We start from the raw sequence: 23,948 nt of genomic DNA on the forward strand, positions 1-23,948 counted from the left end.
CGTACCGCCCCGCCCGGGGGACGCGCGGCGCGCCCGGTGCGGTAGACATGTGCTGGCCTTGAGCCAGCAGCCGTCAGCCGTCGTCGAGCCCCGGGAGGCGAGTCGTTGCCCCGCACGCGAGCCGCGAAGCGCCTCGGGCTCGCCGCCCCGCTCGCGGCGGCCCTCGCGGCCCTCCTCGTGGCGGCAGCCGCCTGCACCCCCGGCCTCGGCACCGAGGGCACCCGGGCCACCGGCGGCCCCGGCGGCCCCCCGCGCTCGGCCCAGGCCGGGCGTTACTCCGGGCTCCCCGAGCCCTGCGGCGCGGTGAACGGCGACACGGTCCGCGAGCTGCTGCCCGGCGCCGCCGAGGAGGAGTACGCGGGCGAGCCGATGACCACCTACGACACGGGCCGCCGCGTCGGCTGCACCTGGCACACCGCCGCCGCGACCGGCACCCACCGCCTGTCCGTGGACTACCTGCGGGTGGTCTCCTACGATCCCGAGGTCAGCGACGACGACCGGGCGGAGGCCCTGTTCGAGGAGCGCGCCGCCGACGCGGGCGTGCCGCTCGCGGAAGGCGCGGAGGACGGCACCGGGGACGGCACGGACGAGGGCGCCGAGGAGACCGCGGGGAGCGGCGCGGAGGGCGGCGCGGAGGGCGGCGTTTCCCCCTCCGACGACCCCGTCCGGCCGCGCGCCCTGGATGGCATTGGTCACGCCGCCTTCGTCGCCGAGGAGCTGACCAGCACCGATCCGGGAGAGCGCCGCGAAGTGGTTCTCGCGTTCCGCAATGCGAACGTTATGGTCACCGTGACGTACACCGTCTCGACCACGGCGGCCGAGCCCCCGCTGGACAGCACGCTGCTCCAGCAGCGGGCCAGGACCGTTGCGGGGCAGCTCGCCGGAGGTTTCGACGGCTGAGATACGGCAGGACGGGGGCGGGGAACGCGTGCCCTGCCGGGGACGCGGGCGCCCGGGGCGTACCGTGACCTCGCGGCCGGCACGCCAGCGCCCCGCGTTCCCGCGACACGTCAACCGGTAACTGGAGCGAAGAGGATCATGGACAGAACCGCCCTGCGCGGCCCGGCGCGCGTCGCCGGCCGCGCGCTGGCCTGGACGGCCGTACCCCTGCTGCTGCTCGTCGGCTGCTCGTCGGGCTCCGGCTCCGACGGGGGCACCCAGGACGACGAGCCGCGCGAGTCGGTGGCCCCCGAGCCGGAGCCGGTGCGGTTCTCGGCCCTGCCCGAGCCGTGCGCCACGCTGAACGAGGACGTCATCGGAGAGGTGGTCCCCGAGGCCGACCCGGCCGGGGGCGAGACGCTCAGCTCCTTCGACACCGCCTTCTCCGGGGCCTGCCTGTGGAACGGCCTGGAGCAGTACCAGTACCGCTCGCTCCAGGTGGCGCTGCGCCGCTTCGACTCGGACGTGGCCCTGGGCAGCGGCGACGAGCGGGCCGGGGAGTACCTGCGGCAGATGGCGGAGGAGGTCAGCGGCGACGAGGCGAACGGCGAGGTCGAGCAGGCCGAGCTGGACGACGCGGGCGACGAGGCGGCCACCCTCTCCTACACCGCGACCCGCACCCCCGGCGGGGAAGAGGACGACGAGGAGCAGGAGTACCGCCAGCAGCGGGTCGTCGTCCGCACCGCCAACGTCGTCATCACCGTGGACTACGCGGGCGCGGGCCTGGAGGGCGACGACATGCCCAGCGCCGACTCCATCCGCGAGGCGGCGGAAACGGCCGCCCGCGCCGTGACGGAGACGGTCAACGCCTCCACGGAACAGCCGGCCGAGGAGGAACCCCCGGCGGACGAGGGCTGATTCCGGCCCCCTCCCCCACGCGTTTCCCCACGCGACCGCGCCGCGCCCGGCTCAACGGGCGCGGCGCGCGTGTGTGTGGGGCCCGCCCGGGGGCCCGGCGCTACGCCTGGCCGCCGAGGAGCGTCCGGACCCGGTCCGCGCCCACCGCCAGCAGCAGCGTGGGCAGGCGCGGGCCCGTCTCCCGGCCGACCAGCAGCCGGTAGAGCAGCGCGAAGAAGCCGCGCTGCGCGGCCTTCAGCTCCGGAGTCGGCTTCGCGTCCAGGCTCAGCCCGGCCCGCAGCTTGGGAACGCCGTAGACCAGGGCCGTCAGGCCGGCCAGCGACCAGTGCTCCTCCAGACCGTCGAGCAGCAGCCGCAGCCCCTCGCGTTCCCCCTCGTCCAGCGAGGCCAGCAGCGCGGCGTCCGGCTCCGAACGCACCCGCGTGCGCTGCTCGTCCGGCATCTGCGTCTCCACCCAGCGCGCCGCCCGGTCCAGGCGCGGGCGCGCGTCGTCCAGCGAACGCACGGGGTCGGCCGGGTCGAGGTCGCGCAGGATCCGCAGCGTCTGCTCGGGCTCCCCGGTGGTGACGTCCACCACGGAGGCCAGAGTCCGGTAGGGCAACGGCCGGGGCGTGGCCGGCAGCGGGCCCGAGGCGGTGCGCACCGCGCGGGCGTGGGCGGCGGCGTCGGCCGGCTGCGCCTCGCCCGCCGCGACCTTGCGGGAGAGCGCGTCCCACTCGTCGTAGGTGCGCTGGATCTCGCCGTCGAAGGCGATCTTGAACGACTGGTTCGGGCGGCGGCGGGCGTAGAGCCAGCGCAGGACCGGGGCCTCCATGATCTCCAGCGCGTCGGCGGCGGTGGGCACCGCGCCCTTGGAGCTGGACATCTTGGCCATGCCGCTGATCCCGACGAAGGCGTACATCGGGCCGATGGGCTGCTTCCCGCCGAAGATCTCGGAGACGAGCTGCCCGCCGACCACCCAGGAGGAGCCGGGCGAGTGGTGGTCCACGCCGGAGGGCTCGAAGATCACGCCCTCGTACGCCCAGCGCATCGGCCAGTCCACCTTCCACACCAGCTTCCCGCGGGTGTGGGCCGAGAGGTTCACCGTCTCCTCGTGGCCGCAGCCGGAGCAGACGTACGCAAGCTCGGTGGTCTCCTCGTCGTAGGAGGTGACCGTCGTCAGGTCCCGCTCGCACACCGAGCAGTACGGCTTGTACGGGTAGTACCCGCTTCCGGAGCCCGCGGCGGCGCTGCCGTCGTCCTCGCTGGCCGCGCCCGAGCCCTCCACGGCCGCCGCCTCCGCTTCGTCCTCCGGCTCCGCCGGGGCCTGCGCGGCCTGCTTCGTGCGGTACCGGGCCAGGACGGCGTCGATCCGGTGCCGCTCGCGCATCGCGAAGAGGATCTGGTCGCGGTAGGCGCCCGCCGTGTACTGCTCGGTCTGGCTGATCGCGCGGACCTCCACGCCCAGCTCGGCCAGGGCGGCGGTCATCGGGGCCTTGAAGTGCTCGGCCCAGGAGGCGTACGGGCTGCCGGGCGGCGCGGGAACGGCCGTCAGCGGCTTGCCGATGTGCGCGCTCCAGGCCGGGTCGATCCCGGCGGGCACCTTGCGGAAGCGGTCGTAGTCGTCGAAGGACAGCAGGTGGTCGCAGGGGATGCCGCGGCGCCTGATCTCGTCGGCCACCAGGTGCGGGACCATGATCTCGCGCAGGTTGCCGAGGTGGATCGGGCCGGAGGGGCTGAGCCCCGAGGCGCAGACGACGGGTTTGCCCGGCGCGCGGCGCTCCGCCTCGGCGATGACGTCGTCCGCGAGTCGGGAGACCCAGTCGGCCTCCGGGGTGGTACCGGCCACGGTTTCGGCACTTCCTGTCTGGGCTGCGGCGGTTTCGGGGTCTGAGGGGTCGCGACGGTCGGGGTGCGGGCCCGATTCTCTCACTCCGGAACGGGCCTCCCGCACGTGGAATACTGCCCGTATGACCGGCGTCCCCTCTCTCAGCACCGTCATCGACCAGCGGCTGGCCGCCGCCATCGCCGACGCGCTGCCCGAAGCGGCAGGCGCGGACCCGCTGCTGCGGCGCAGCGACCGCGCCGACTTCCAGGCCAACGGCCTGCTGGCGCTGGCCAAGCGCCTCAAGGGGAACCCGCGCGAGCTGGCCGGCCGCGTGGCCGCGGGCGTCGAGTCCGGCGCGGGCGCGGAGGGCGGCGAGAGCCCGATCCGCGAGGTCGAGGTCTCCGGGCCCGGCTTCCTCAACATCACCGTCACGGACGCCGCGTTGCTGCGCACCCTCGCCGCGCGGGCCGCCGACGACCGCCTCGGCGTGCCGTTCGCCGCGCACCCGGGCACGATGATCGTGGAGTACTCGCAGCCCAACGTCGCCAAGGAGATGCACGTCGGGCACCTGCGGAGCACGGTGATCGGCGACGCGCTGGTGCGGATCATGGAGTTCCGCGGCGAGAAGGTCATCAAGCGCAACCACGTCGGGGACTGGGGCACGCAGTTCGGCATGCTGATCCAGTACCTGATCGAGCACCCGCACGAGCTGGACCACGAGGGGGCGGAGGGCGCGGAGGCCGCGGGCGGCGAGGCCGAGACCGGCGGCGAGTCCGGCAGCGCCGCGATGTCCCGGCTGAACCGGCTCTACCGCGCCTCCCGCGAACTCTTCGACGCCGACCCCGAGTTCAAGGAGCGCGCCCGGCGCCGGGTGGTGGACCTCCAGGCCGGGGACGGGCGGACGCTGGCCCTGTGGCAGCGGATCGTGGACGAGTCGAAGCTGTACTTCAACGCCGTCTACGACCGGCTCGGCGTGCTGCTGACCGACGAGGACCTGGTCGGCGAGTCGGCGTACAACGACGACCTGGCGGACCTCTCGGCCGAGCTGGAGGAGTCGGGGGTCGCGGTCCGCTCCGACGGGGCGCTGTGCGTCTTCTTCGACGACATCAAGGGCCCCGACGACAAGCCCGTGCCGCTGATCGTGCGCAAGGCGGACGGCGGCTTCGGGTACGCCGCCACCGACCTGGCCGCGATCCGCAACCGCATCGGCACGCTGCACGCCGACACCATGCTCTACATCGTGGACGCCCGGCAGGCCCTGCACTTCCGGATGGTCTTCGAGACCGCGCGCCGCGCGGGCTGGCTGCCCGAGGGCGTCGCGCACCACCTGCCGTTCGGCACCGTGCTGGGCAAGGACGGCAAGCCGTTCAAGACCCGCTCGGGCGAGACGGTGCGGCTGATGGACCTGCTGGACGAGGCCGTTGCCCGGGCGCGGGCGGTGGTCGAGGAGAAGGCCACCGGGCTGACCGAGGCGGAGGTGGCCGAGCGCGCCACGGAGGTGGGCATCGGCGCGGTGAAGTACGCCGACCTGTCCACCTCGCGGACCCGGGACTACGTCTTCGACCTGGACCGGATGGTCTCCCTCAACGGGAACACCAGCGTCTACCTCCAGTACGCCTACGCCCGCATCCGCTCCATCCTGCGCCGGGCCGAGGGCGAGGGCGCGCACGCGGAGGCGCGTCTTGAGCTGCCGCTCGCGCCGGCGGAACGGGCGCTGGCCCTGCACCTGGACGCCTTCGCGGAGACGCTCCAGGACGTGGCGGACGCCTACGAGCCGCACCGGCTGGCGGCGTACCTGTACGCGCTGGCCTCGCACGTGACGGCGTTCTACGACCAGTGCCCGGTGCTGCGGGCCCCGGACGAGGCGACCCGGGCGAACCGGCTGTTCCTGTGCGAGCTCGCGGGCCGCACGCTGTCCCAGGGCATGGCACTGCTGGGCATCAAGACGCCCGAGCGGCTGTAGCCGAGGGGCCCCGTAGCCGAACAGCGGCGGCGGGCGAACGGCCGGGCGCGCCCCGGACGTTCGCCCGTTCTCCCCTCACCGCCACCCCCTGTGCGTGACATTTACATGACAAACGCGTGTCCTCCCCGGACGCGCCCTTGCCGCACGCCCGCGGCCCGGCAAATCATTCGGACAGACGGGCATCTGCCGCCACCGCGGTTGTCATGAACACGCCCGTTGCGCGTCCCCCACACCGCACCACCGACGAGGAGGAACCCTCCCATGGCAGTGCTGCGCACCACTCGCCACGCCGTCGCGGCCACCGCCGCGGCGCTCGCCCTCGGCGCCGGGCTCGCCCTGCCGGCCGCCGCCGCCCCGGCCGCCGACGGCCCCGGCAAGGCCGAGATCCGCGCCCTGATACCGAACGCCGACGGCCCCCGCACCGTCGAGGACAGCTACCTGGTGACGCTGGCGGACTCGGCCCCCGCCGCCGGCACCGCCGCCGCCGAGGCCCTGGCCGAGCGCCACGGCGCCGAGGTCACCGATACCTTCGCCCTCACCCTGGGCGGCTACGCCGTCGAGGCCACCGAGGCCGAGGCGCTGGCCCTGGCCGCCGATCCGGCGGTCGCCGAGGTCACACAGAACGAGAGAGTCAGCGCCGCGGCCACCCAGATCAACCCGCCCTCCTGGGGACTCGACCGCATCGACCAGCCCGACCTGCCCCTGGACGGCCGCTACACCTACCCCGACCACGGCGGCGACGGGGTGACGATCTACATCGTGGACACCGGCATCCGCTACAGCCACCAGGACTTCGGCGGCCGGGCCACCTTCGGCTACGACTACTTCGGAGGCAACGGCAGCGACGGCCACGGCCACGGCACCCACGTAGCCGGCACCGCCGCGGGCACCGCCTACGGCGTGGCCAAGAACGCCGACCTGGTCTCCGTGCGCGTGCTGAACAACTCCGGCTCCGGCACGGTGGCCTCCGTGGTCGGCGGCGTGGAGTGGGTCACCGCCAACGCCGACGGCCCCTCGGTCGCCAACCTCAGCCTGGGCGGCGGCGCCAACGCCACCATCGACGCGGCCGTCCGCGCCTCCATCACCTCCGGCGTCACCTACGCCGTGGCCGCGGGCAACAACTACGGCGCCAACGCGGCGAACTACTCCCCCGCCCGCGTGGCCGAGGCGATCACCGTCGCCTCCAGCACCAACACCGACGCCCGCTCCGCCTTCTCCAACATCGGCTCCGTGGTGGACCTCTACGCCCCCGGCACGAACATCACCTCTGCCTGGCGCACCAGCGACACCGCCACCAACACCATCTCGGGCACCTCCATGGCAACCCCGCACGTCGCGGGCGCCGCGGCGCTCTACCTCGCCGAGAACCCCGCGGCCTCCCCGGCGGCCGTGCGCAACGCCCTCGTGGCGGCGGCGGAACCCGCCACCATCAGCAACGCGGGCGCCGGCACCACGACCAGCCTGCTCCAGCTCCCCTGACCGGGGACCGGATCCGGGGCATCCCCTAGGGCGACGGCCGCACGGCCGCCGCCAGTTCACGCGCCGGGGCGCGGCGGTACGCACCGTCCGCGCCCCGGTCGCGCGAAGGGTGCACGCGGTTGGTCAGAAGCACCAGCAGCACCCCGGTGGCGGGGTCCGCGACCAGGCTGGTGCCGGTGTAGCCGGTGTGCCCGAACGCCGTGGGCGAGGCCAGGTCCCCCATCCAGCGCGGCGCGTTCAGCTCCCAGCCGAGGCCGCGCCCGCCCCCGGCGTCCGCCAGCATCTTCCGCGCCCAGCGCTCGCCCAGCACCCGCGCGCCGCCGTACGCGCCGCCGTTGAGCATCAGCTGCCCCAGCGCCGCGACCTCCGCCGCCGTCCCGAAGAGGCCGGCGTGCCCCGCGACGCCGCCGAGGTGGTGGGCGTTCTCGTCGTGCACCTCCCCGCGCAGCACCCCGCGCCCCGTCCACGGCTGGTACTCGGTCGCGGCGGCCCGCCCCCGGCGTTCCGGCGGCGGCGCGAAGCCCAGGGTGTCCAGGCGCAGCGGCCCGGCGACCAGGTCGTGCACCAGCGCCGGGAGCGTACGCCCCGAGGCGGCCTCGGCCGCCGCGCCCGCGAGGATCAGGCCCAGGTCGGAGTAGACGGGCGTGCCGCCCGGGGTCAGGGGCTGCGCGGCGATGGCGGCCAGCCGCGCCGCGTTGTCCGGGTAGGGCCCCAGATCGATCTCCGGGGGCAGCCCCGAGGTGTGGGTGAGCAGCGCGCGCACGGTCACGGAGGGCGCCAGGCCCGCGCCCAGGTAGCGGGAGACCGGCGCGTCCAGCGCCAGCGCGCCGCGTTCCGCCAGGCACACCACCACCAGCGCGGTGACCACCTTGGTCAGCGACGCCAGGTCGAAGAGCGTGTCCGTCCGCATCGCCACCGCCCGGCCGGCCGGCAGCTCCGCCACGCGCCCGGCGCGCTCCTCGTACGCGAGCGCCCACCCGCGCGCCGCGTGCTCCACCACCACCCCGCCCCGGGCCGCCAGCAGCACGAACCCCGGGTAGGCCGCGGAAGGACCGGTCCCCAGGCGCTCCTCCGCCGCCGGGACCATCCGCGCCACCCGCGCCGGGTCCAGGCCCGCCTCCTCAGGGGAGCCGGGCCGCAGCACGGGGGCTGTCACGCCGGTGCCCCGCCGGGCGCGCGCCGGCTCATCCGCCCCGGTGCACCTTCGTGTTGGACGCCTGGGCGCGCGGGCGCACCACCAGCAGGTCGACGTTCACGTGCGGCGGCCGGGTCACCGCCCAGGCGATGGTGTCGGCCACGTCCTCGGCGGTCAGCGGTGCGGCGACCCCCTCGTACACCTTCGCGGCGCGCTCGGCGTCGCCGCGGAACCGGGTCAGCGAGAACTCCTCGGTGCGCACCATCCCCGGCGCCACCTCGATCACCCGCACCGGCTGCCCGACGATCTCCAGGCGCAGCGTCTCGGCCAGCACGTGCGCCCCGTGCTTGGCCGCCACGTACCCGCCACCGCCCTCGTAGGTGCCGTGCCCCGCCGTGGAGGTGACCACGACGACCGTCCCGGCGCCCGAGGCCGCCAGCGCGGGCAGCAGGGCCTGGGTCATGTGCAGCACGCCGATGACGTTGACCTCGTACATCGCGCGCCAGTCGGCGGGGTCGCCCTCGGCCACGGGGTCCAGGCCCAGCGCGCCGCCGGCGTTGTTCACCAGCACGTCGCAGCGGCCCTGGAGCGCGGAGGCGAAGGCGTCCACGGCGGCCCGGTCGGTGACGTCGAGCGCGTGGGCCTCGGCGGCGTGTCCGGCGGCCCGCAGCTCCCCGGCCAGGGCCTCGATCCGCTCGGCGCGGCGGGCGGCGAGCATCACCCGGTAGCCGGCGGCGGCCAGTTCGCGGGCGGTGGCGGCGCCGATGCCGCTGCCCGCGCCGGTGACGACCGCGGTGGGCGTGGCCCCGGGCACGGCGGTGGTGGTGGTCACGTGGCGTTGTCCCCTCGTGCGTGGTGTGCGTGCGGTGTGCGTGCGCCCCCGCATCATCCCGGGGCGCCCCCGACGCCTCCTCGGGGGCGCGCGGGACGCGTGTGGCGCGCGGGTCAGGCGTCGCGCAGCCGCCGGGCGGCCTCGGTCGCCCAGTAGGTGAGGACCATGTCGGCCCCGGCCCGCTTGAACGCCATCAGTGTCTCGTCGATCGCGCGCTCCCGCTCCAGCCAGCCGCGTTCGGCCGCCGCCTCGACCATCGCGTACTCCCCCGAGATCTGGTACGCCGCCACCGGCACCGGGGAGGCGTCCGCGACCTGCCGCAGGATGTCGAGGTAGGGCAGGCCGGGCTTGACCATCACCGCGTCCGCGCCCTCGGCCACGTCCAGGGCCAGCTCGCGCAGCGCCTCGCGGGCGTTGGGAGGGTCCTGCTGGTAGGTCTTGCGGTCCCCGGTGAGGGAGGAGTTGACCGCCTCGCGGAAGGGCCCGTAGAAGGCCGAGGCGTACTTGGCGGTGTACGCCAGCAACCCCACGTCCGCGCGCCCGGCCGCGTCCAGCGCCCGCCGCACGTGCCCGACCTGGCCGTCCATCATCCCGCTGGGACCCAGCAGGTGCGCCCCGGCCTCGGCCTGCACGCGGGCCATCTCGGCGTAACGCTCCAGCGTGGCGTCGTTGTCCACCCGGCCCGCCGCGTCGAGCACCCCGCAGTGGCCGTGGTCGGTCACCTCGTCCAGGCACAGGTCGGACATCACCACCAGGGCGTTGCCCGCCTCGGCGACGACGGCGCGCAGCGCGCGCTGCAGGATGCCGTCCGGGTCGGTGCCGGGGGTGCCGACCGCGTCCTTCTTCTCCTCCTCGGGCACGCCGAAGAGCATGATCCCGCCGACCCCGGCCTCCGCCGCCTCGGCGGCGGCCTTCCGCAGCGAGTCCAGCGTGTGCTGCACCACCCCGGGCATCGAGGACACCGCCACCGGCTCCGCGATGCCCTCGCGGACGAACGCCGGCAGGATGAACTCCGCCGGATGCAGCCGGTGTTCGGCCACCATCCGCCGCAGCGCGGGCGTCCCGCGCAGCCGCCGGGGCCGCACCCGCGGAAACTCCTGGGCAAACCCGCCGCCCTGCATCCTCGTCGCTCTCCCTCTCACGCCGTGCGCGCCCGGCGGCGCTGGGGCCGCTTCTCGCTGGGGCGCTTGAGGACCTCACCCGCCTCCAGGGCCGCGGCCCGCCGCTCCGCCCCGTACTCGGCCAGCGCCTCGGCCAGCTTCAGCACGGACGGCTCGGGCGCCATCACGTCCACCCGCAGCCCGTGCTCCTGCGCGGTGCGCGCCGTGGCCGGGCCGATGCACGCGATCACCGTGACGTTGTGCGGCTTTCCGGCGATGCCCACCAGGTTGCGGACCGTGGAGGAGGAGGTGAAGAGCACGGCGTCGAAGCCGCCGCCCTTGATCGCCTCCCGGGTCGCCGCGGGCGGCGGCGAGGCGCGCACGGTCCGGTAGGCCGTCACGTCGTCCACCTCCCAGCCCAGCTCGACCAGGCCCGCCACCAGCGTTTCCGTGGCGATGTCGGCGCGCGGCAGGAAGACGCGGTCGATCGGGTCGAACACCGGGTCGTAGGGCGGCCAGTCCTCCAGCAGCCCGGCCGCGGACTGCTCGCCGCTGGGCACCAGGTCCGGCCGGACCCCGAAGCGCTTCAGGGCCCGCGCGGTCTGCTCGCCGACCGCCGCGACCTTGATGCCCGCGAACGCCCGCGCGTCCAGCCCGTACTCCTCGAACTTCTCCCGGATCGCGCGCACCGCGTTGACCGAGGTGAACGCGATCCACTCGTACCGGCCCGTGACCAGGCCCTTGACCGCCCGGTCCATCTGCTGCGGGGTGCGCGGCGGCTCCACGGCGATCGTCGGCACCTCGCTGGGCACCGCGCCGTAGGAGCGCAGCTGCTCCGAGAGCGAGGCGGCCTGCTCCTTGGTGCGCGGCACCAGCACCTTCCAGCCGAAGAGCGGCTTGGACTCGAACCACGCCAGCTGCTCGCGCTGCGCCGGCGCGCTGCGTTCGCCCACGACGGCTATCACCGGAAGGTCGCCCTCCTGCGAGGGCAGCACCTTGGCGGACTTCAGGGTCCGCTCGACCGTGCCCAGCGTCGCCGTCCACGTCCGCTGGCGGGTGGTCGTGCCGGCCACGGTCACCGACAGCGGGGTGTCGGGCTTGCGGCCGGCCGCGACCAGCCGGGCCGCGGTGACCGCCACGGCGTCCAGCGAGGTGGAGACGACCACGGTCGCGTCGCCCGCGCCCACCTCGTTCCAGCAGCGCTCGTCGGCGGTGGGGCCGTGGACGAACCGCAGGTCCCCGCCCTCCGGGTCGCGCAGCGGGACGCCCGCGTACGCGGCCACGCCCACGGCGTTGGCGATGCCCGGGACCACCTCGAAGGTGATGCCCTCGGCGGCGAGCGCAAGCATGACGGCGGTGGCGTCGGCGTCCATGCCGGGGTCGCCGGCCACCGCTCGCACCACCCGCTTGCCGCCGCGCGCGGCCCGCATGACAAGATCCGTGAGGTCGTCGGTCCCCGGCTGGGCGTGGGGCCCCGCCGCGGGGGCGCCCTCCCCGGCCGCGTCCTGGGAGCGTTGCAGCGGGGTGTCGGTGCCGGCCCCGATGTGGGGCCGCACCACCTCGAAGGCCTCGGGATCGGCGATCAGCACGTCGGCCTGCGCCAGCACGTCGACGGCTCGCAGGGTCAGCAGACCCGGGTCACCGGGTCCGGCACCGAGGAAGGTGACGTGTCCGGGAGCGGATACCGCGGCTGCCGCCGGGGCGCCGGACGGCGTGCCCTGGGGTGGCGGGGCGTCCGCGGGCCCGGCGGCGGTGGCCGGGACGGCCGCCGCGGTGGCGGCGGTGCTGGTGCGTGCGGTGGTGGGGCTCAATGTTCTCGCTCCCCCATGAGGCCGGCCGCGCCCTTGGCGAGCATCTCGTCGGCGAGCGCGCGGCCCAGGGCCGCGGCCTCCCCGTCGGACGCCGGCACGGGGCCGGTGATGGACAGCTGTACCAGCGCGGAGCCGTCGGGGGTGCCGACGGCGCCCCGCAGGCGCATTTCGGTGACGGTCCGCCCGCCGTCCGGGAGGTCGGCGTACGCGCCCACCGGGGCGCTGCATCCGGCCTCCAGGGCGGCGAGCAGAGAGCGCTCGGCGGTCACGGCGACCCGGGTGAGCGGGTCGTCGAGCACGGCGAGCCCGGCGGCCAGCGCCGCGTCCGAGGACGCGCACTCGACCGCGAGCGCCCCCTGGCCGGGGGCGGGCAGCACGACGTCCGGGGCCAGGAGGTCGGTGATCTCCTCGCCCCGGCCGAGCCGGTGCAGGCCGGCGGCGGCGAGCACGACCGCGTCGAGCTCGCCGTCCCGGACGTATCCGATGCGGGTGTCGACGTTCCCGCGGATGGGGACCGTCTCGATCTCGCAGCCCAGGGCGCGGGCCCAGGCGTGGAGCTGGCCGGCGCGGCGCGCCGAGCCGGTGCCCACGCGGGCGCGGCCCGCGGTGACGGCCAGCCGCTCGAACGTCAGCCCTCCGCGCGCGACCAGGGCGTCCCTGGGGTCGGCGCGGGGCGGCACGGCGGCCAGCGTCAGGCCCTCGGGCTGCGCGGTGGGCAGGTCCTTGAGCGAGTGCACGGCCAGGTCGATCTCCCCGGCCAGCAGCGCGTCGCGCAGCGCCGAGACGAAGACGCCCGCGCCGCCGATGCTCGCCAGGCTCTCCCGGGAGACGTCGCCGTACGTGGTGATCTCCACCAGCTCGACGGGCCGCCCGGTGGCCGCCGTGACCAGCTCGGCGACCGTGCCCGACTGGGCGAGGGCGAGCGCGCTGCGGCGGGTGCCGAGCCGCAGCGGCCCGCCGGCGCACGGAGTGGCGTTCACCGGACCACCTCCCCGTCCCGGGGCAGCACCCCGGCGGGCGTCCGCGTCTCCTGCGCCCTGCCGCCGGCAGCGGCGGGAACGCCCGGGGCGGGCGCGACGGCCGGGGCCGCGGGCCCCGTGGGCTGGGTCGGCGCCGGGTCGAGGTCGAACAGATGCCGCAGCGCCGTCGCGTAGTGGTCGCCACCCGGCTCGCCGGCCAGCTCCTTGACGCGGACGGTGGGGGCGTGCAGGAGCTTGTCCACCACCCGGCGCACGGTCCGGGTGATCTCCTCCCGCTCCTTCTCGCCCAGGGCGGGCAGGCGGCCCTCCAGGCGGGCCAGCTCGGCCGCCACCACGTCGGAGGCCATGGCGCGCAGCGCGACCACCGTCGGGGTGATGTGCGCGGCGCGGCGGGCCGCGCCCAGCGTCGCGGTCTCCTCGGCGACGATCCCGCGCACCGCGTCCACGTCGGCGGCCATCGGCGCGTCCGCGGAGGCGGCGGCCAGGGACTCGATGTCCACCAGCCGGGCGCCCGGCAGGCCGTGCACCGCGGCGTCCACGTCCCGGGGCATGGCCAGGTCCAGGAGGGCGAGGGGCTCGCGGGCGCCGGGGCGCTTGCGGCGCTCGGTCAGGGCGTGGGCCACCGTCCCGGCGGTCAGGACGAGTCCGGCGGCGCCGGTACAGGAGACGACGATGTCGGCAAGGGCCAGCTCGGCGGTCAGCGAGATGGCGTTGATCGGCACCGCGCGGGCGCGCAGGCCGTCGCGCGCGAGGGCGGCGACGAGCCGGTGCGCGCGCTCCACCGTGCGGTTGACGATCACCAGTTCGGCGACCCCGGCGCGGGCGAGGGTCGCCGCGGCCAGGGAGGACATCGAGCCGGCGCCGACGACCAGCGCCCGCCGCCCCCCGGCCCAGGCGGCGGCGCTCTCGGCGCCCGCGGCCCCGCCCGCCCCCGCCGTCGCGGGAGGCGCGAGCTGGGCCAGGCCGAACGTCACCAGCGACTGCCCGGCCCGGTCGATCCCGGTCTCGCTGTGGGCGCGCTTGCCCACCCGCAGCGCCTGCTGGAACAGCTCGTTCAGCAGCCGGCCCGCGGTGTGCTCGTCCTGGGCGCGGGCCAGGGCCGCCTTGATCTGGCCGAGGATCTGGCCCTCGCCCACCACCATCGAGTCCAGGCCGCAGGCCACCTCGAACAGGTGCCGCACGGCCCGGTCGTCGTGGTGCGTGTACAGGTGGGGGCGCAGCTCGGCCGCGGGCATCCCGCAGTGCCGCGCCAGCAGCGCGGTCAGGCCGGCGATCCCGGCGTGGTAGTGCTCGACCTCCGCGTACAGCTCCACGCGGTTGCAGGTGGCCAGGACGGCGGCCTCCACGGCCGGGCTGTCCACGGCGTCGCGCAGCAGCGCGGCCTGCGCGGGCGCGTCCAGCGCGGCGCGCTCCAGCACGGTCACGGGCGCGCTGCGGTGGCTGAGGCCGAGGGCGACGAGGGTCATGCCGGCATCACCGCCGGGATGTCCCCGTCCCCGCCCTGCTCACCGCGCCCGCCCTCGGGCACGGCCACCCCGCGCGGCCCCTCCTCGTCCCGGCGGGAGAGGTCCTCGGCGGCCTTGCGCTGCTCGTGGAACGCCAGGATCTGCAGCTCGATGGACAGGTCCACCTTCCGCACGTCCACGCCCTCGGGGACCTGGAGCACGGTGGGGGCGAAGTTGAGGATCGAGGTGACCCCGGCGCCGACCAGGCGCTCGCAGACCTGCTGGGCGGCGCCGCCGGGCGTGGTGATGACACCGATGGAGACGCCGTTGGTGTGGACGATCGACTCCAGGTCGTCCACGTGCTGCACGGGGATGCCGGCCACCTGCTTGCCGGTCATCGAGGGGTCGGCGTCGATCAGCGCGGCCACCCGGAAGCCGCGGGAGGCGAAGCCGCCGTAGTTGGCCAGGGCGGCGCCGAGGTTGCCGATGCCGACGATGACCACGGGCCAGTCCTGGGTGAGCCCCAGCTCGCGGGAGATCTGATAGACGAGGTACTCGACGTCGTAGCCCACGCCCCGGGTGCCGTAGCTGCCCAGGTAGGAGAAGTCCTTGCGGAGCTTGGCGGAGTTGACCCCCGCGGCGCTGGCCAGCTCCTCGGAGGAGACCGTCGGCACCGAGCGCTCGGAGAGCGCCGTCAGCGCCCGCAGATACAGCGGAAGCCGGGCGACGGTCGCCTCGGGGATTCCCCGGCTACGGGTCGCCGGTCGGTGATTTCGGCCAGTTGCCACGATGCTCCTGCCGGTCGGGCCAAGCGGAGCGCCACCGGGCGCGCGGCACGTGCCGGGCGGGCTCCATCGGCCCCAGGCTATGCCTTTGTGAACGCGTGCACAAAGGTGCCGTCCGTTTTGTCCTGTCAAAGTGACCGGTGCCACATGCAACAACAGGGCCATCGGACCACCCTCCTCACACGGGCACCCGGCCCGTGTGCCACGGGCCGGCTCGGCGGAACGGCCGTTCCGCGGGCGTTCTCCGGACGTTCCCCGACCGGGCCCTCAGGCCCCGAGCGCACGGCGCAGCCGGGCCGCGTCCACCCGCCAGAAGTCGTGCTGCTCACCGTCGACCAGCACCACGGGGATCTGCTCCCAGTAGAGCCGGTGCAGCCCGGCGTCGGCGGTGATGTCCCGCTCCTCCCAGGAGGCGCCGGTCTCGGCGCACACCGCGCGGACCACCTCCCGGGCGTCGTCGCACAGGTGGCAGCCGGGCCTGCCGATGAGAGTGACCACCCGCTCGGAGGGCGGGCGGGCGTCACGGCCGGCTCGGCGGGGGCGCAGCAGCGGAGTCATGCCGCCCATTGTGCCGCGCGGGGCAACCCCCGCGTCACTCCCGGGACACCGGGAGCCTGCCCCGGGATGACTATGCTCGGGGCATGGCCAGGCACCGTTTCCCCCGCCTCGACGCCCCCCTGGCCGCCGCCGGGCTGGGCCGCTTCGGCGCGCGCCGGGCCGCCGCCACCGAGCGCAGCAGGCTGGCCGGCGAGGCTTCCGCCCAGGCCGCGCGGGAAGCCGTCGCGCGCGCCGAGGCCGAGGAGGCGGGCGCGGCGGGCGCCGAGCAGGCCGCCGGGGCGCCGGAGGAGCCGCTCGCGACGGCGGGCGAGGGGGAGGCCGAGCCGCGCTTCCCGGCCGCCGGGGACCCGAAGGCCGCGGCCTTCTTCGACCTGGACAACACCGTGATGCAGGGCGCGGCGATCTTCCACCTCGGCCGGGGCCTGTACAAGCGGAAGTTCTTCCGCAAGCGGGAGCTGGCCAAGTTCGCCTGGCAGCAGGCGTACTTCCGGCTGGCGGGCGCGGAGAACGCCGGGCACATGGCCGACGCCAAGGAGAGCGCGCTGTCCATCGTGCGCGGCCACCGGGTCGCGGAGCTGATGGCGATCGGCGAGGAGATCTACGACGAGTACATGGCCGGCCGCATCTGGCCGGGCACCCGCGCGCTGGCCCAGGCGCACCTGGACGCCGGGCAGCGGGTGTGGCTGGTGACCGCGGCCCCCGTGGAGACGGCGACCATCATCGCCCGGCGCCTGGGCCTGACCGGGGCGCTGGGAACGGTCGCGGAGTCGGTCGGCGGGGTCTACACCGGCCGCCTGGTGGGCGAGCCGCTGCACGGCCCGGCCAAGGCCCTGGCGGTGCGCGCGCTGGCCGAGGCCGAGGACCTGGACCTGGAGCGGTGCGCCGCCTACAGCGACTCGGCCAACGACATCCCGCTGCTGTCGCTGGTCGGCCACCCCTACGCGATCAACCCCGATCGCCGACTGCGGGCGCACGCCCGCGAGATGGGCTGGCGCCTGCGGGACTACCGCACGGGCAGAAAGGCCGTCCGGGTGGGCGTTCCGGCCGCGGCCGGGGCCGGAGCGGTGGCCGGAGGGGCCGCCGCCGCGTTCGCCCTCCAGCGGCGTCGCCGATAAGCGCACATTCTGCACCGATCAAAATCGGTCATCCCTTTGGCAAGTGCGATCATCCCCTGATCATCAATGCCATGGCGTTTCCGTGGCGCATCGGACACAAGCCGTCACACCACAACCTGAATCGGCGAATTTCCCAACTACGCGTAGTACGGCCAGTACGAAGCGTTATTCTCCTCAGACGCATGTGACGGATCCGCCACTGCGAGTGTTGGAAGCTAAAGCCTCTGGGAGTCCCGTGTACCCACACGTCGGGGTTGACGCCTCGGGCCTGGCTACGCTGCGCACGACGGTCGTCGACCGGCTGCGCACCCTCGTCCCCACCGCGTACGCCGTCCCCACCCTCGCCACACCTGCCACACCTGTCCCCGCAGCCCCCGCCTACTCCGTGGCCCACAGAGCCCGCTCCGGAGCCGCCGGCGCCTCCGCCGCCCGGTCCACGAGCCCCAGCGACAGCCGCCGCATGATGGACCTCGTCGAACGGGCCCAGGGCGGCGAGGCCGAGGCGTTCGGCTGCCTCTACGACCACTACTCCGACACCGTTTACCGCTATATCTATTACCGCGTGGGCGGCCGGGCCACCGCCGAGGACCTCACCAGCGAGACCTTCCTGCGGGCACTGCGCCGGATCGGCACCTTCACCTGGCAGGGCCGGGACTTCGGCGCGTGGCTGGTCACCATCGCGCGGAACCTGGTCGCCGACCACTTCAAGTCGAGCCGCTTCCGACTCGAAGTGACCACCGGCGAGATGCTCGACGCCAACGAGGTCGAGCGCAGCCCGGAGGACTCGGTCCTGGAGTCGCTGGCCAACTCCGCCCTGCTGGAGGCCGTGCGCAAGCTCAACCCCCAGCAGCAGGAGTGCGTCACGCTCCGGTTCCTCCAGGGCCTGTCGGTCGCCGAGACCGCCCGCGTCATGGGAAAGAACGAGGGGGCCATCAAGACCCTCCAGTACCGGGCCGTGCGCACCCTGGCGCGGCTGCTCCCCGACGACGCCAGATAGCCCCGGCGCACTCCCCCGACCCCCCTCCCCGGCCCGGCGAGGGCACGGACCCATGGCGCACACACTGTGCGGAGAGTGAGCAGACTCTCCCAATCGGTCACATAATCTGCCAGCCGTAACCCGAGTGCGTGTCTGCTCGTTGTCGGGTTCGCAGGCTCCTCACGGCCAGATTCCGCCCACGTCTTCTTCACCTGATCGGGTGTACGTGGTCAGAATCGGAAACTTCCATCCGTAGTGAGGAGTCGTTGGTGTGACGAGAGGAGGTGCCGCCCGTGATCGGATCCGTGTCGACGAACCGCCGGGCCCACGCCTTCGCCCATCTTCTCGACGGGTCGCGGCTCGGCGAAGGGCCGCGCTCCGTCGAGGACGAGGAGGCGACGGCTGACGGTCCCCGGCCCGGGGTCCGTCCCGAGTCCCCCGCGGACGGGGCCGAGGCAGCCCTGCTGTCGCTGGCGGACCGGCTGTCCGCCCTGCCGAGACCGGAGCTGAGTGCGGAGACCAAGACCGCGCAGCGGGCCCGGCTGGTCGCGGCCATGGAGGCCGCCGACCTCGTCGCCCGCGGCGCCCCGGCCGAGCCCGGCGCCGACCGGGTGCCGGAGCAGCGCGGCGCGCGGGGCCCCCGCGCCGCCCGCGGCGGGGAGGGCGCCCCGCGCGGCCTCCCCGGCGTCCCGCTCGCCCGGCTCCGCCCCAGGAGCCGGCTGTCCAAGGGCCTGGCCGCCGGCGGCCTGACCGTCGGCGTCGCGGCCGGCGCCTTCGGCGGCGTCGCCGCCGCCAGCACCGACGCCCTCCCGGGCGACACCCTCTACGGCCTCAAGCGCGGCATGGAGGACCTGCGCCTGGACTTCGCCCGCGGCGACGTCGACCGCGGCCGTCTCTACCTCGACCACGCCGCCACCCGGCTCGGCGAGGCCCACCGCCTGCTGGAGCGCGACCGCCTCGGCCGGCTGGACGAGGAGTCCCTCGGCCGCATCCGCCGGGCCCTGGCCAGCATGCGCGACGACGCCGCCGAGGGCCACCGGCTGCTCTCCCAGGCGTTCCACGCAGACGGCGGCCTGGACCCCCTGGAGACCCTCTCCGCCTTCTCCGAGCGGCACGGGGTCACCTGGGCCGCGATCCGCGACCGCCTCCCCGCCCAGCTGCACGACGTCAGCGCGGAGGTCACCGAGGTCTTCGACGCGATGGAGGACGAGATCGCCCCGCTCCAGTCCCTGCTCCCCGACGAGCGGGCCGGGGCCGCCTCCTCCGGCGGCGGCGAGGACAGCCTCCCCGTGCGCGCCCCCGAGCGCACCGCCGCCGAGCCCACGGACGGCCCGGCCGCGCCCGAGGCCCAGGAGGACGGCGGCGAGAAGGGCGTCGGTGACGCCGGCGCCCCGAGCGACCAGCCCGCCGAGGAGGACGGCGGCGGCCTGCTGGAGGGCACCGGCCTGCTCGACGGCGTCGCGCCCGAGCCCACGGACGAACGCCAGGAGACCCAGGCCCCGGACGGGCTCAAGCCCCGCCTCCCGCAGCCCGAGATCACCATCCCGCCACTCGTGGAAGACCTGCTGCCCAGCCTCGGCCTCGATGTCGGCGAGGCCGAGTGACCCGCACCTGACGGCACCCGGGGGCCGCCACGCGCGCTGCACGGCGGCCCCCGGCCCGGCTTCCCAACGGCCGACCGCGGCCCGCCTCAGAAGAACACCGACCGCCGCGCCACCAGCAGCTTGTAGAGCGTGTGCTGGATCGTCTCCCGCACCTGATCCGTCAGCTGGAACATCAGCATCGGATCCTCCGCCGCCTCCGGCGGCTGGTCCGCCGTCTCCACCGGCTCACCGAACTGGATGGTCCACTTCGTCGGCAGCGGGATCGCCCCCAGCGGCCCCAGCCACGGGAACGTCGGCGTCACCGGGAAGTACGGCAGGTTCAGCACCCGCGCCAGCACCCGGGCGTTCCCGATCATCGGGTGGATCTCCTCCGCGCCCACGATCGAGCAGGGCACGATCGGCACCCGGGCCCGCAGCGCCGTCGAGACGAACCCGCCCCGCCCGAAGCGCTGGAGCTTATACCGCTCGGCGAAGGGCTTGCCCACGCCCTTGAAGCCCTCCGGCATCACCCCGACCAGCTCGCCCCGCTCCAGCAGCTCCTGGGCGTCCTCCGCGCAGGCCAGCGTGTGCCCGCCCTTGCGCGCCAGCGCTCCCAGCACCGGAAGCTGGAACACCAGGTCCGCGGCCAGCAGCCGCAGGTGCCGCGCCGCCGGATGCCGCTCCCGCACCGCGACCTGGAGCATCACCCCGTCCCACGGCACGGTCCCCGAGTGGTTCGCCACGATCAGCGCCCCGCCCTCGTCCGGTATGTTCTCCAGCCCGCGCACGTCCACCCGGAAGTACTTCTCGAAGACCGGCTTCAGCACCGTCCCCAGCACCGCGTCCGTCAGGTGCTCGTCGAAGCCGAAGTCGTCCACCTCGTACGAGCCGGTCAGCCGGTCCCGCAGGAACCGCAGCCCCCGCTCCAGCGCGCCCTCGCCCGCCGCCTCCGCGGCCCCGCCGCCCGCGCTCGACTCCCCGGCCCCGCCCGGACGTTCGGCCCCGGGCCCGCCCGGACGTTCCGCCGGGGAGGGCACGCCGGGACGCCCCTCGCGCCCCCGCGCCCGCCGGCCGCCCTCGTCGAACGGAATCACCTTGGCGTCAGCCACGACGCAGCACCTCCTCGATCCGGTCCGCGGCCCTGGCGATCAGCTCCGGCCCCAGCAGGCCCCGCCCGCGCGCGGCGACGAAGGACGCGAACGTCTCCGGCGTGCTGTACGCCAGCGGCCCGCCCATCGCCTCCCGCAGCGCCGCCGTGCGCACCACCCGGCCGTGCACCAGCGACTTCAGCTGCTCCGCCGACACCCCGGGAACGCCCAACGCGCCCAGCGCCGAGCCCAGCCACGGCGCCAGGGGCCCGGCCACCGGCACCGTCGGCCGCCCCAGCCGCCGCGCGGCCTGGGAGAGGAAGAGCACGCCGTCACCCGCGACGTTGAACGTCCCGGGCCCCACCGCGCCCGGCCCCGGCGCGCGCACCGCCCGCGCCAGCACCTCCAGCACGTCCTCCTCGTGCACGAACTGCAGCCGCGGGTCGAAGCCCAGGACCACCGGCAGCACCGGCAGCCCGAAGTACGCGGCCAGCCGCGAGTCCACCGCGGGCCCCAGCACGGGCGCCAGGCGCAGCACGGTCACGTGCACGTCCGGCCGGCGCCGCGCGAAGCCCCGCGCGTAGCCCTCGATCTCCGCGACGTCCTGCGGGAAGCCGCCGCCCGGCGGCGACTTGGGGAGGTCGGTCTCGCTCAGCACGGCCGGGTCGCGCGCCGCCGTGCCGTAGATCTGCGTGCTGGACTTGATCACCACGCGACGCAGCGTCGGCACGCGCTGGCAGGCGCCCAGGAGTTGCAGCGTGCCCAGGACGTTGACCTCCTTGACGGAGGCCCGCCCCGCCCCGGAGCCGCCCGGCGGCGTCGCGTGCACGTCCAGGTGCACCACGGTGTCCACGGCCCGCTCGGCCAGCACCGCGGCGATATCCGGCTGCCGGATGTCGGCGCGCACGAACTCGGCCCCGTCGGGCGGGGTCTCCTCGGGAGCGCGGGAGTCCACGCCGATCACCCGGTCCACCGCCGGGTCGCGCGTCAGATGCCGTACGAAACGCCCGCTCAACTGACGGGCGGCGCCGGTCACCAGCACCGTCCTGCCCACAGCTCTCCCCACCGAGCCCCGCCAAGCGCGCAGGGCCCTCCCGTCATCGTGCGGACGGGAGGGCCCTCAGCGGCGCTCGCTCACTTCTTGTTGCGGCGCTGGACGCGCGTGCGCTTGAGCAACTTGCGGTGCTTCTTCTTCGCCATCCGCTTGCGCCGCTTTTTGATCACAGAGCCCACGACTACCCTCGCTCACTTCGCTTACTCGGTGCGGGGCGTCCGAGCCCACACGACCTACATGCGGGTCAGCCTACCGTTCACCGAGTGGTGCCGGTTAATCGAGGGGTGCCGAGGGGCCCGAACTGCCGTTACGCGCTCTCGGCACCCACGAACGACTCTCGGAGGTACTCGTGTACGGCCTGCTCGGGCACCCGGAAGGACCTTCCCACCCGGATCGCGGGCAGATGACCGGCGTGCACCAGGCGGTACACAGTCATCTTGGAGACTCGCATCACCGCGGCGACCTCCGCCACGGTCAGGAACTTGGCCTCGCTCAGAAGCCTTTCACCAGCAGCCATGTTCACACCTGACCTTCCGCACATGTCGGACACCGGCTTCCCCTCCGGTGACTCCCTCTCGCATGTGCGCTCCTCCCCAGATTAGGGGCGCGTGATGCGAGTGGGGAAGAGGTGCAGCAACCTGCCCATTCGCCGGGATGCTGTACGTAACGTGACAGAGACCCCCTTTGGTCGCTTTGCGCGACGGGGGCGGCGGATCGCCGCGGGCACGCGATCCCCGAACGGCCCGGCGGACACCGGCGGATCACCCGCCCCGCCCGACTCCCTCCCTCACTACCCCCCTGACCAGGGCCGCAACCTCCGGGGCGGAAAGCCGCCACGGCCCCAACCACCGGGCCGGGGCCGGGAGATGAGCGGCGGGGGAACGCGCGCCCGGCGCCCGTCACCGTCCGCACCCGTCCACGCGCCGAACGCCGCCGCGAGGAGGGCGTCTACGCGGAATCTCGTCGTTTTGTCGATAGATCTCCCCCGCATCGGGGGGAGGCGGGCCGGCCGGGCCGACGACGGGGGCGGACGAACGGCCGTAGTCCCCGGCCCCTGACCTCAGGGCAGGAGCCCCCGCAGGGGATAGACGGCCTGCCGGGTGGCGAGGATGGCCTGGTCCACGGCGTTGCCGGGATCGTATCCCGCCGCCCAGTCCTGCCAGCGGGGGACCCTGCCGTCCGTCATGCGGTGGGGCCCGGGCCGCTGGGTGAGGGTGTGGACGAACCGCCGCCACTCCTCGGGCACCTCCTCGGAGGGCGCGACGGGGGCGTGGGCGGCGATGCCGACCAGGTGCGTCCACAGCCTGGGGACGACGTCCACGACGGCGTACCCGCCGCCGCCGAGCGGGAGCCAGCGGCCGGAGGCGTGCTCGTGCGCCCAGGCGTGACAGGCGTGGGCGGCGGCGCGCTGGGCGTCGAGGCTCAGGGTGAGGTGGGCGAGGGGGTCCTCGAAGTGGGTGTCGGCGCCGTGCTGGCTGACGATCACCTCGGGCCCGAAGTCGGCCAGCAGCTCGGGGACGACGGCGTGCAGAGCCCGCAGCCACTCCTCGTCGGAGGTCCCGGCGGGCAGGGCGAGGTTGACCGCGCTGCCCGGGGCGTCGTCGCCGCCGGTCTCCTCGGGCCGCCCGGTGCCGGGAAAGAGCGTGCGCGGGTGCTCGTGCAGGGAGATGGTCAGGACGCGGGGGTCGTCCCAGAACGTCTCCTGGACGCCGTCGCCGTGGTGCACGTCGGTGTCGAGGTAGGCGACGCGGCGGGCGCCCAGCTCCAGGAGGCGGGCGATGGCGAGGGCGGCGTCGTTGTAGACGCAGAACCCGGAGGCCGCGGCCGGCATGGCGTGGTGCAGGCCCCCGGCGAAGTTGACGGCGTGCTGGATCTCGCCGCGCCAGATCGCCTCGGCGCCGGCGAGGGACTGCCCGGCGATGAGCGCGGAGACCTCGTGCATCCCCTCGAAGGCGGGGGTGTCCTCGGTGCCCAGCCCCCGGCGCGGGTCGGCCTCCCAGGGCTCGCGCGAGGCCAGGCGCACGGCCTGGACGTACTCGGGCCGGTGCACCAGCCCGAGCGTGGAGTCGCCGGCGGGCGGGGCCGCCGCGACGTCGATGCGCTTGGGGAGCGCGAAGGCTTCGACCAGACGCATCGTCAGGGTCAGCCGTACCGGGTCCATCGGGTGGCCGGGGCCGAAGTTGTACTTGGTAACGTCCTCGTCCCACATCAGCCGTGCCTCACCGCTCATGAGAGACACGGTAGCGGAACAGCCGTGGGCCCCGGGGGGAGGCTAACTCCCCACGGGGCCCACGGCATTCAATATTTGCTGCATTCAATATTTGTCCGGCGGTGTCCTACTCTCCCACACGGTCCCCCATGCAGTACCATCGGCGCTGGAAAGCTTAGCTTCCGGGTTCGGAATGTAACCGGGCGTTTCCTCTCCGCCATGACCACCGGA

21 protein-coding genes and 1 rRNA gene are annotated in these 23,948 nt (G+C 74.9%); 7 read left to right on the forward strand and 15 right to left on the reverse strand.

Annotated elements, in window-relative coordinates:
• Positions 1-105: 105 nt before the first annotated feature.
• Positions 106-900, forward strand: coding sequence for a DUF3558 domain-containing protein (locus RM780_RS22105; protein WP_311632595.1), 795 nt, complete (start codon positions 106-108; stop codon positions 898-900).
• A gap of 138 nt (positions 901-1,038) precedes the next feature.
• Positions 1,039-1,797, forward strand: a complete 759-nt coding sequence (locus RM780_RS22110; RefSeq protein WP_311632596.1) for a DUF3558 domain-containing protein — start codon at positions 1,039-1,041, stop codon at positions 1,795-1,797.
• A gap of 100 nt (positions 1,798-1,897) precedes the next feature.
• Here the strand turns inward: RM780_RS22110 and lysS are convergent, their stop codons facing one another.
• Positions 1,898-3,625: a lysine--tRNA ligase gene (gene lysS, locus RM780_RS22115; protein WP_311632597.1), complete on the reverse strand. Its 1,728-nt coding sequence runs from the start codon at positions 3,623-3,625 to the stop codon at positions 1,898-1,900.
• 121 nt (positions 3,626-3,746) lie between these two features.
• Between lysS and argS the strand changes: the two genes are divergently transcribed.
• Positions 3,747-5,567, forward strand: a complete 1,821-nt coding sequence (gene argS, locus RM780_RS22120) for an arginine--tRNA ligase (protein ID WP_311632598.1) — start codon at positions 3,747-3,749, stop codon at positions 5,565-5,567.
• A gap of 261 nt (positions 5,568-5,828) precedes the next feature.
• A complete protein-coding gene (locus RM780_RS22125; protein WP_394813049.1) occupies positions 5,829-7,046 on the forward strand; it encodes a S8 family peptidase in 1,218 nt (405 codons plus the stop codon).
• Positions 7,047-7,071: 25 nt separating this feature from the next.
• On the opposite strand, the gene RM780_RS22130 is transcribed toward RM780_RS22125, so the two are convergent.
• The 8 genes from RM780_RS22130 to RM780_RS22165 form a co-directional block, all read right to left on the reverse strand.
• Positions 7,072-8,202, reverse strand: coding sequence for a serine hydrolase domain-containing protein (locus RM780_RS22130; protein WP_311632599.1), 1,131 nt, complete (start codon positions 8,200-8,202; stop codon positions 7,072-7,074).
• A gap of 28 nt (positions 8,203-8,230) precedes the next feature.
• Complete coding sequence (locus RM780_RS22135) at positions 8,231-8,995, reverse strand: SDR family NAD(P)-dependent oxidoreductase (protein ID WP_394813050.1); 765 nt, start codon at positions 8,993-8,995, stop codon at positions 8,231-8,233.
• 131 nt (positions 8,996-9,126) lie between these two features.
• A complete protein-coding gene (gene hemB / locus RM780_RS22140) occupies positions 9,127-10,134 on the reverse strand; it encodes a porphobilinogen synthase (RefSeq protein WP_311632601.1) in 1,008 nt (335 codons plus the stop codon).
• Positions 10,135-10,151: 17 nt separating this feature from the next.
• Positions 10,152-11,924, reverse strand: coding sequence for a bifunctional uroporphyrinogen-III C-methyltransferase/uroporphyrinogen-III synthase (locus RM780_RS22145; RefSeq protein ID WP_311632602.1), 1,773 nt, complete (start codon positions 11,922-11,924; stop codon positions 10,152-10,154).
• Positions 11,921-12,904 (reverse strand): hydroxymethylbilane synthase, encoded by a 984-nt coding sequence (gene hemC / locus RM780_RS22150; protein WP_311632603.1) that lies wholly within the window; start codon positions 12,902-12,904, stop codon positions 11,921-11,923. The genes RM780_RS22145 and hemC overlap by 4 nt, the downstream gene beginning before the upstream one ends.
• Entirely contained in the window at positions 12,901-14,370 is a 1,470-nt protein-coding gene (locus RM780_RS22155; RefSeq protein WP_311632604.1) for a glutamyl-tRNA reductase, read from the reverse strand. The genes hemC and RM780_RS22155 overlap by 4 nt, the downstream gene beginning before the upstream one ends.
• A complete protein-coding gene (locus RM780_RS22160) occupies positions 14,367-15,137 on the reverse strand; it encodes a redox-sensing transcriptional repressor Rex (protein WP_311632605.1) in 771 nt (256 codons plus the stop codon). Before RM780_RS22160 ends, RM780_RS22155 begins: the two co-directional genes overlap by 4 nt.
• 264 nt (positions 15,138-15,401) lie before the next feature.
• Positions 15,402-15,692: a glutaredoxin family protein gene (locus tag RM780_RS22165; protein ID WP_311632606.1), complete on the reverse strand. Its 291-nt coding sequence runs from the start codon at positions 15,690-15,692 to the stop codon at positions 15,402-15,404.
• 83 nt (positions 15,693-15,775) lie between these two features.
• Between RM780_RS22165 and RM780_RS22170 the strand changes: the two genes are divergently transcribed.
• From RM780_RS22170 to RM780_RS22180, 3 genes are all read left to right on the forward strand, one after another.
• The gene (locus RM780_RS22170) at positions 15,776-16,807 is read left to right on the forward strand and encodes an HAD family hydrolase (RefSeq protein WP_311632607.1); all 1,032 of its coding nucleotides are present in this window, start codon (positions 15,776-15,778) and stop codon (positions 16,805-16,807) included.
• A 235-nt stretch (positions 16,808-17,042) separates the two neighbouring features.
• Positions 17,043-17,804 (forward strand): ECF subfamily RNA polymerase sigma factor, BldN family, encoded by a 762-nt coding sequence (locus tag RM780_RS22175; protein ID WP_311632608.1) that lies wholly within the window; start codon positions 17,043-17,045, stop codon positions 17,802-17,804.
• Between the two features lie 272 nt (positions 17,805-18,076).
• On the forward strand, positions 18,077-19,387 hold the full coding sequence (locus tag RM780_RS22180) for a DUF5667 domain-containing protein (RefSeq protein ID WP_311632609.1): 1,311 nt from the start codon (positions 18,077-18,079) through the stop codon (positions 19,385-19,387).
• A gap of 86 nt (positions 19,388-19,473) precedes the next feature.
• Here RM780_RS22180 and RM780_RS22185 read toward each other — a convergent pair whose 3' ends face one another.
• The 6 genes from RM780_RS22185 to rrf all read right to left on the reverse strand — a co-directional run bounded on the left by RM780_RS22185 (position 19,474) and on the right by rrf (position 23,948).
• Complete coding sequence (locus RM780_RS22185; protein ID WP_311632610.1) at positions 19,474-20,475, reverse strand: lysophospholipid acyltransferase family protein; 1,002 nt, start codon at positions 20,473-20,475, stop codon at positions 19,474-19,476.
• A complete protein-coding gene (locus RM780_RS22190; protein ID WP_311632611.1) occupies positions 20,468-21,508 on the reverse strand; it encodes an NAD-dependent epimerase/dehydratase family protein in 1,041 nt (346 codons plus the stop codon). The genes RM780_RS22185 and RM780_RS22190 overlap by 8 nt, the downstream gene beginning before the upstream one ends.
• 80 nt (positions 21,509-21,588) lie before the next feature.
• Positions 21,589-21,687, reverse strand: a complete 99-nt coding sequence (locus RM780_RS22195) for a 30S ribosomal protein bS22 (protein WP_003948845.1) — start codon at positions 21,685-21,687, stop codon at positions 21,589-21,591.
• Between the two features lie 128 nt (positions 21,688-21,815).
• Positions 21,816-22,025, reverse strand: coding sequence for a helix-turn-helix domain-containing protein (locus RM780_RS22200; RefSeq protein ID WP_093841768.1), 210 nt, complete (start codon positions 22,023-22,025; stop codon positions 21,816-21,818).
• A 543-nt stretch (positions 22,026-22,568) separates the two neighbouring features.
• Positions 22,569-23,738, reverse strand: coding sequence for an acetoin utilization protein AcuC (locus tag RM780_RS22205; RefSeq protein ID WP_311632612.1), 1,170 nt, complete (start codon positions 23,736-23,738; stop codon positions 22,569-22,571).
• Between the two features lie 93 nt (positions 23,739-23,831).
• Positions 23,832-23,948, reverse strand: a 5S ribosomal RNA gene (gene rrf / locus RM780_RS22210).

Origin of the sequence: Streptomyces boetiae, assembly GCF_031845405.1 — a bacterium.
Lineage (GTDB): Bacteria > Actinomycetota > Actinomycetes > Streptomycetales > Streptomycetaceae > Streptomyces > Streptomyces boetiae.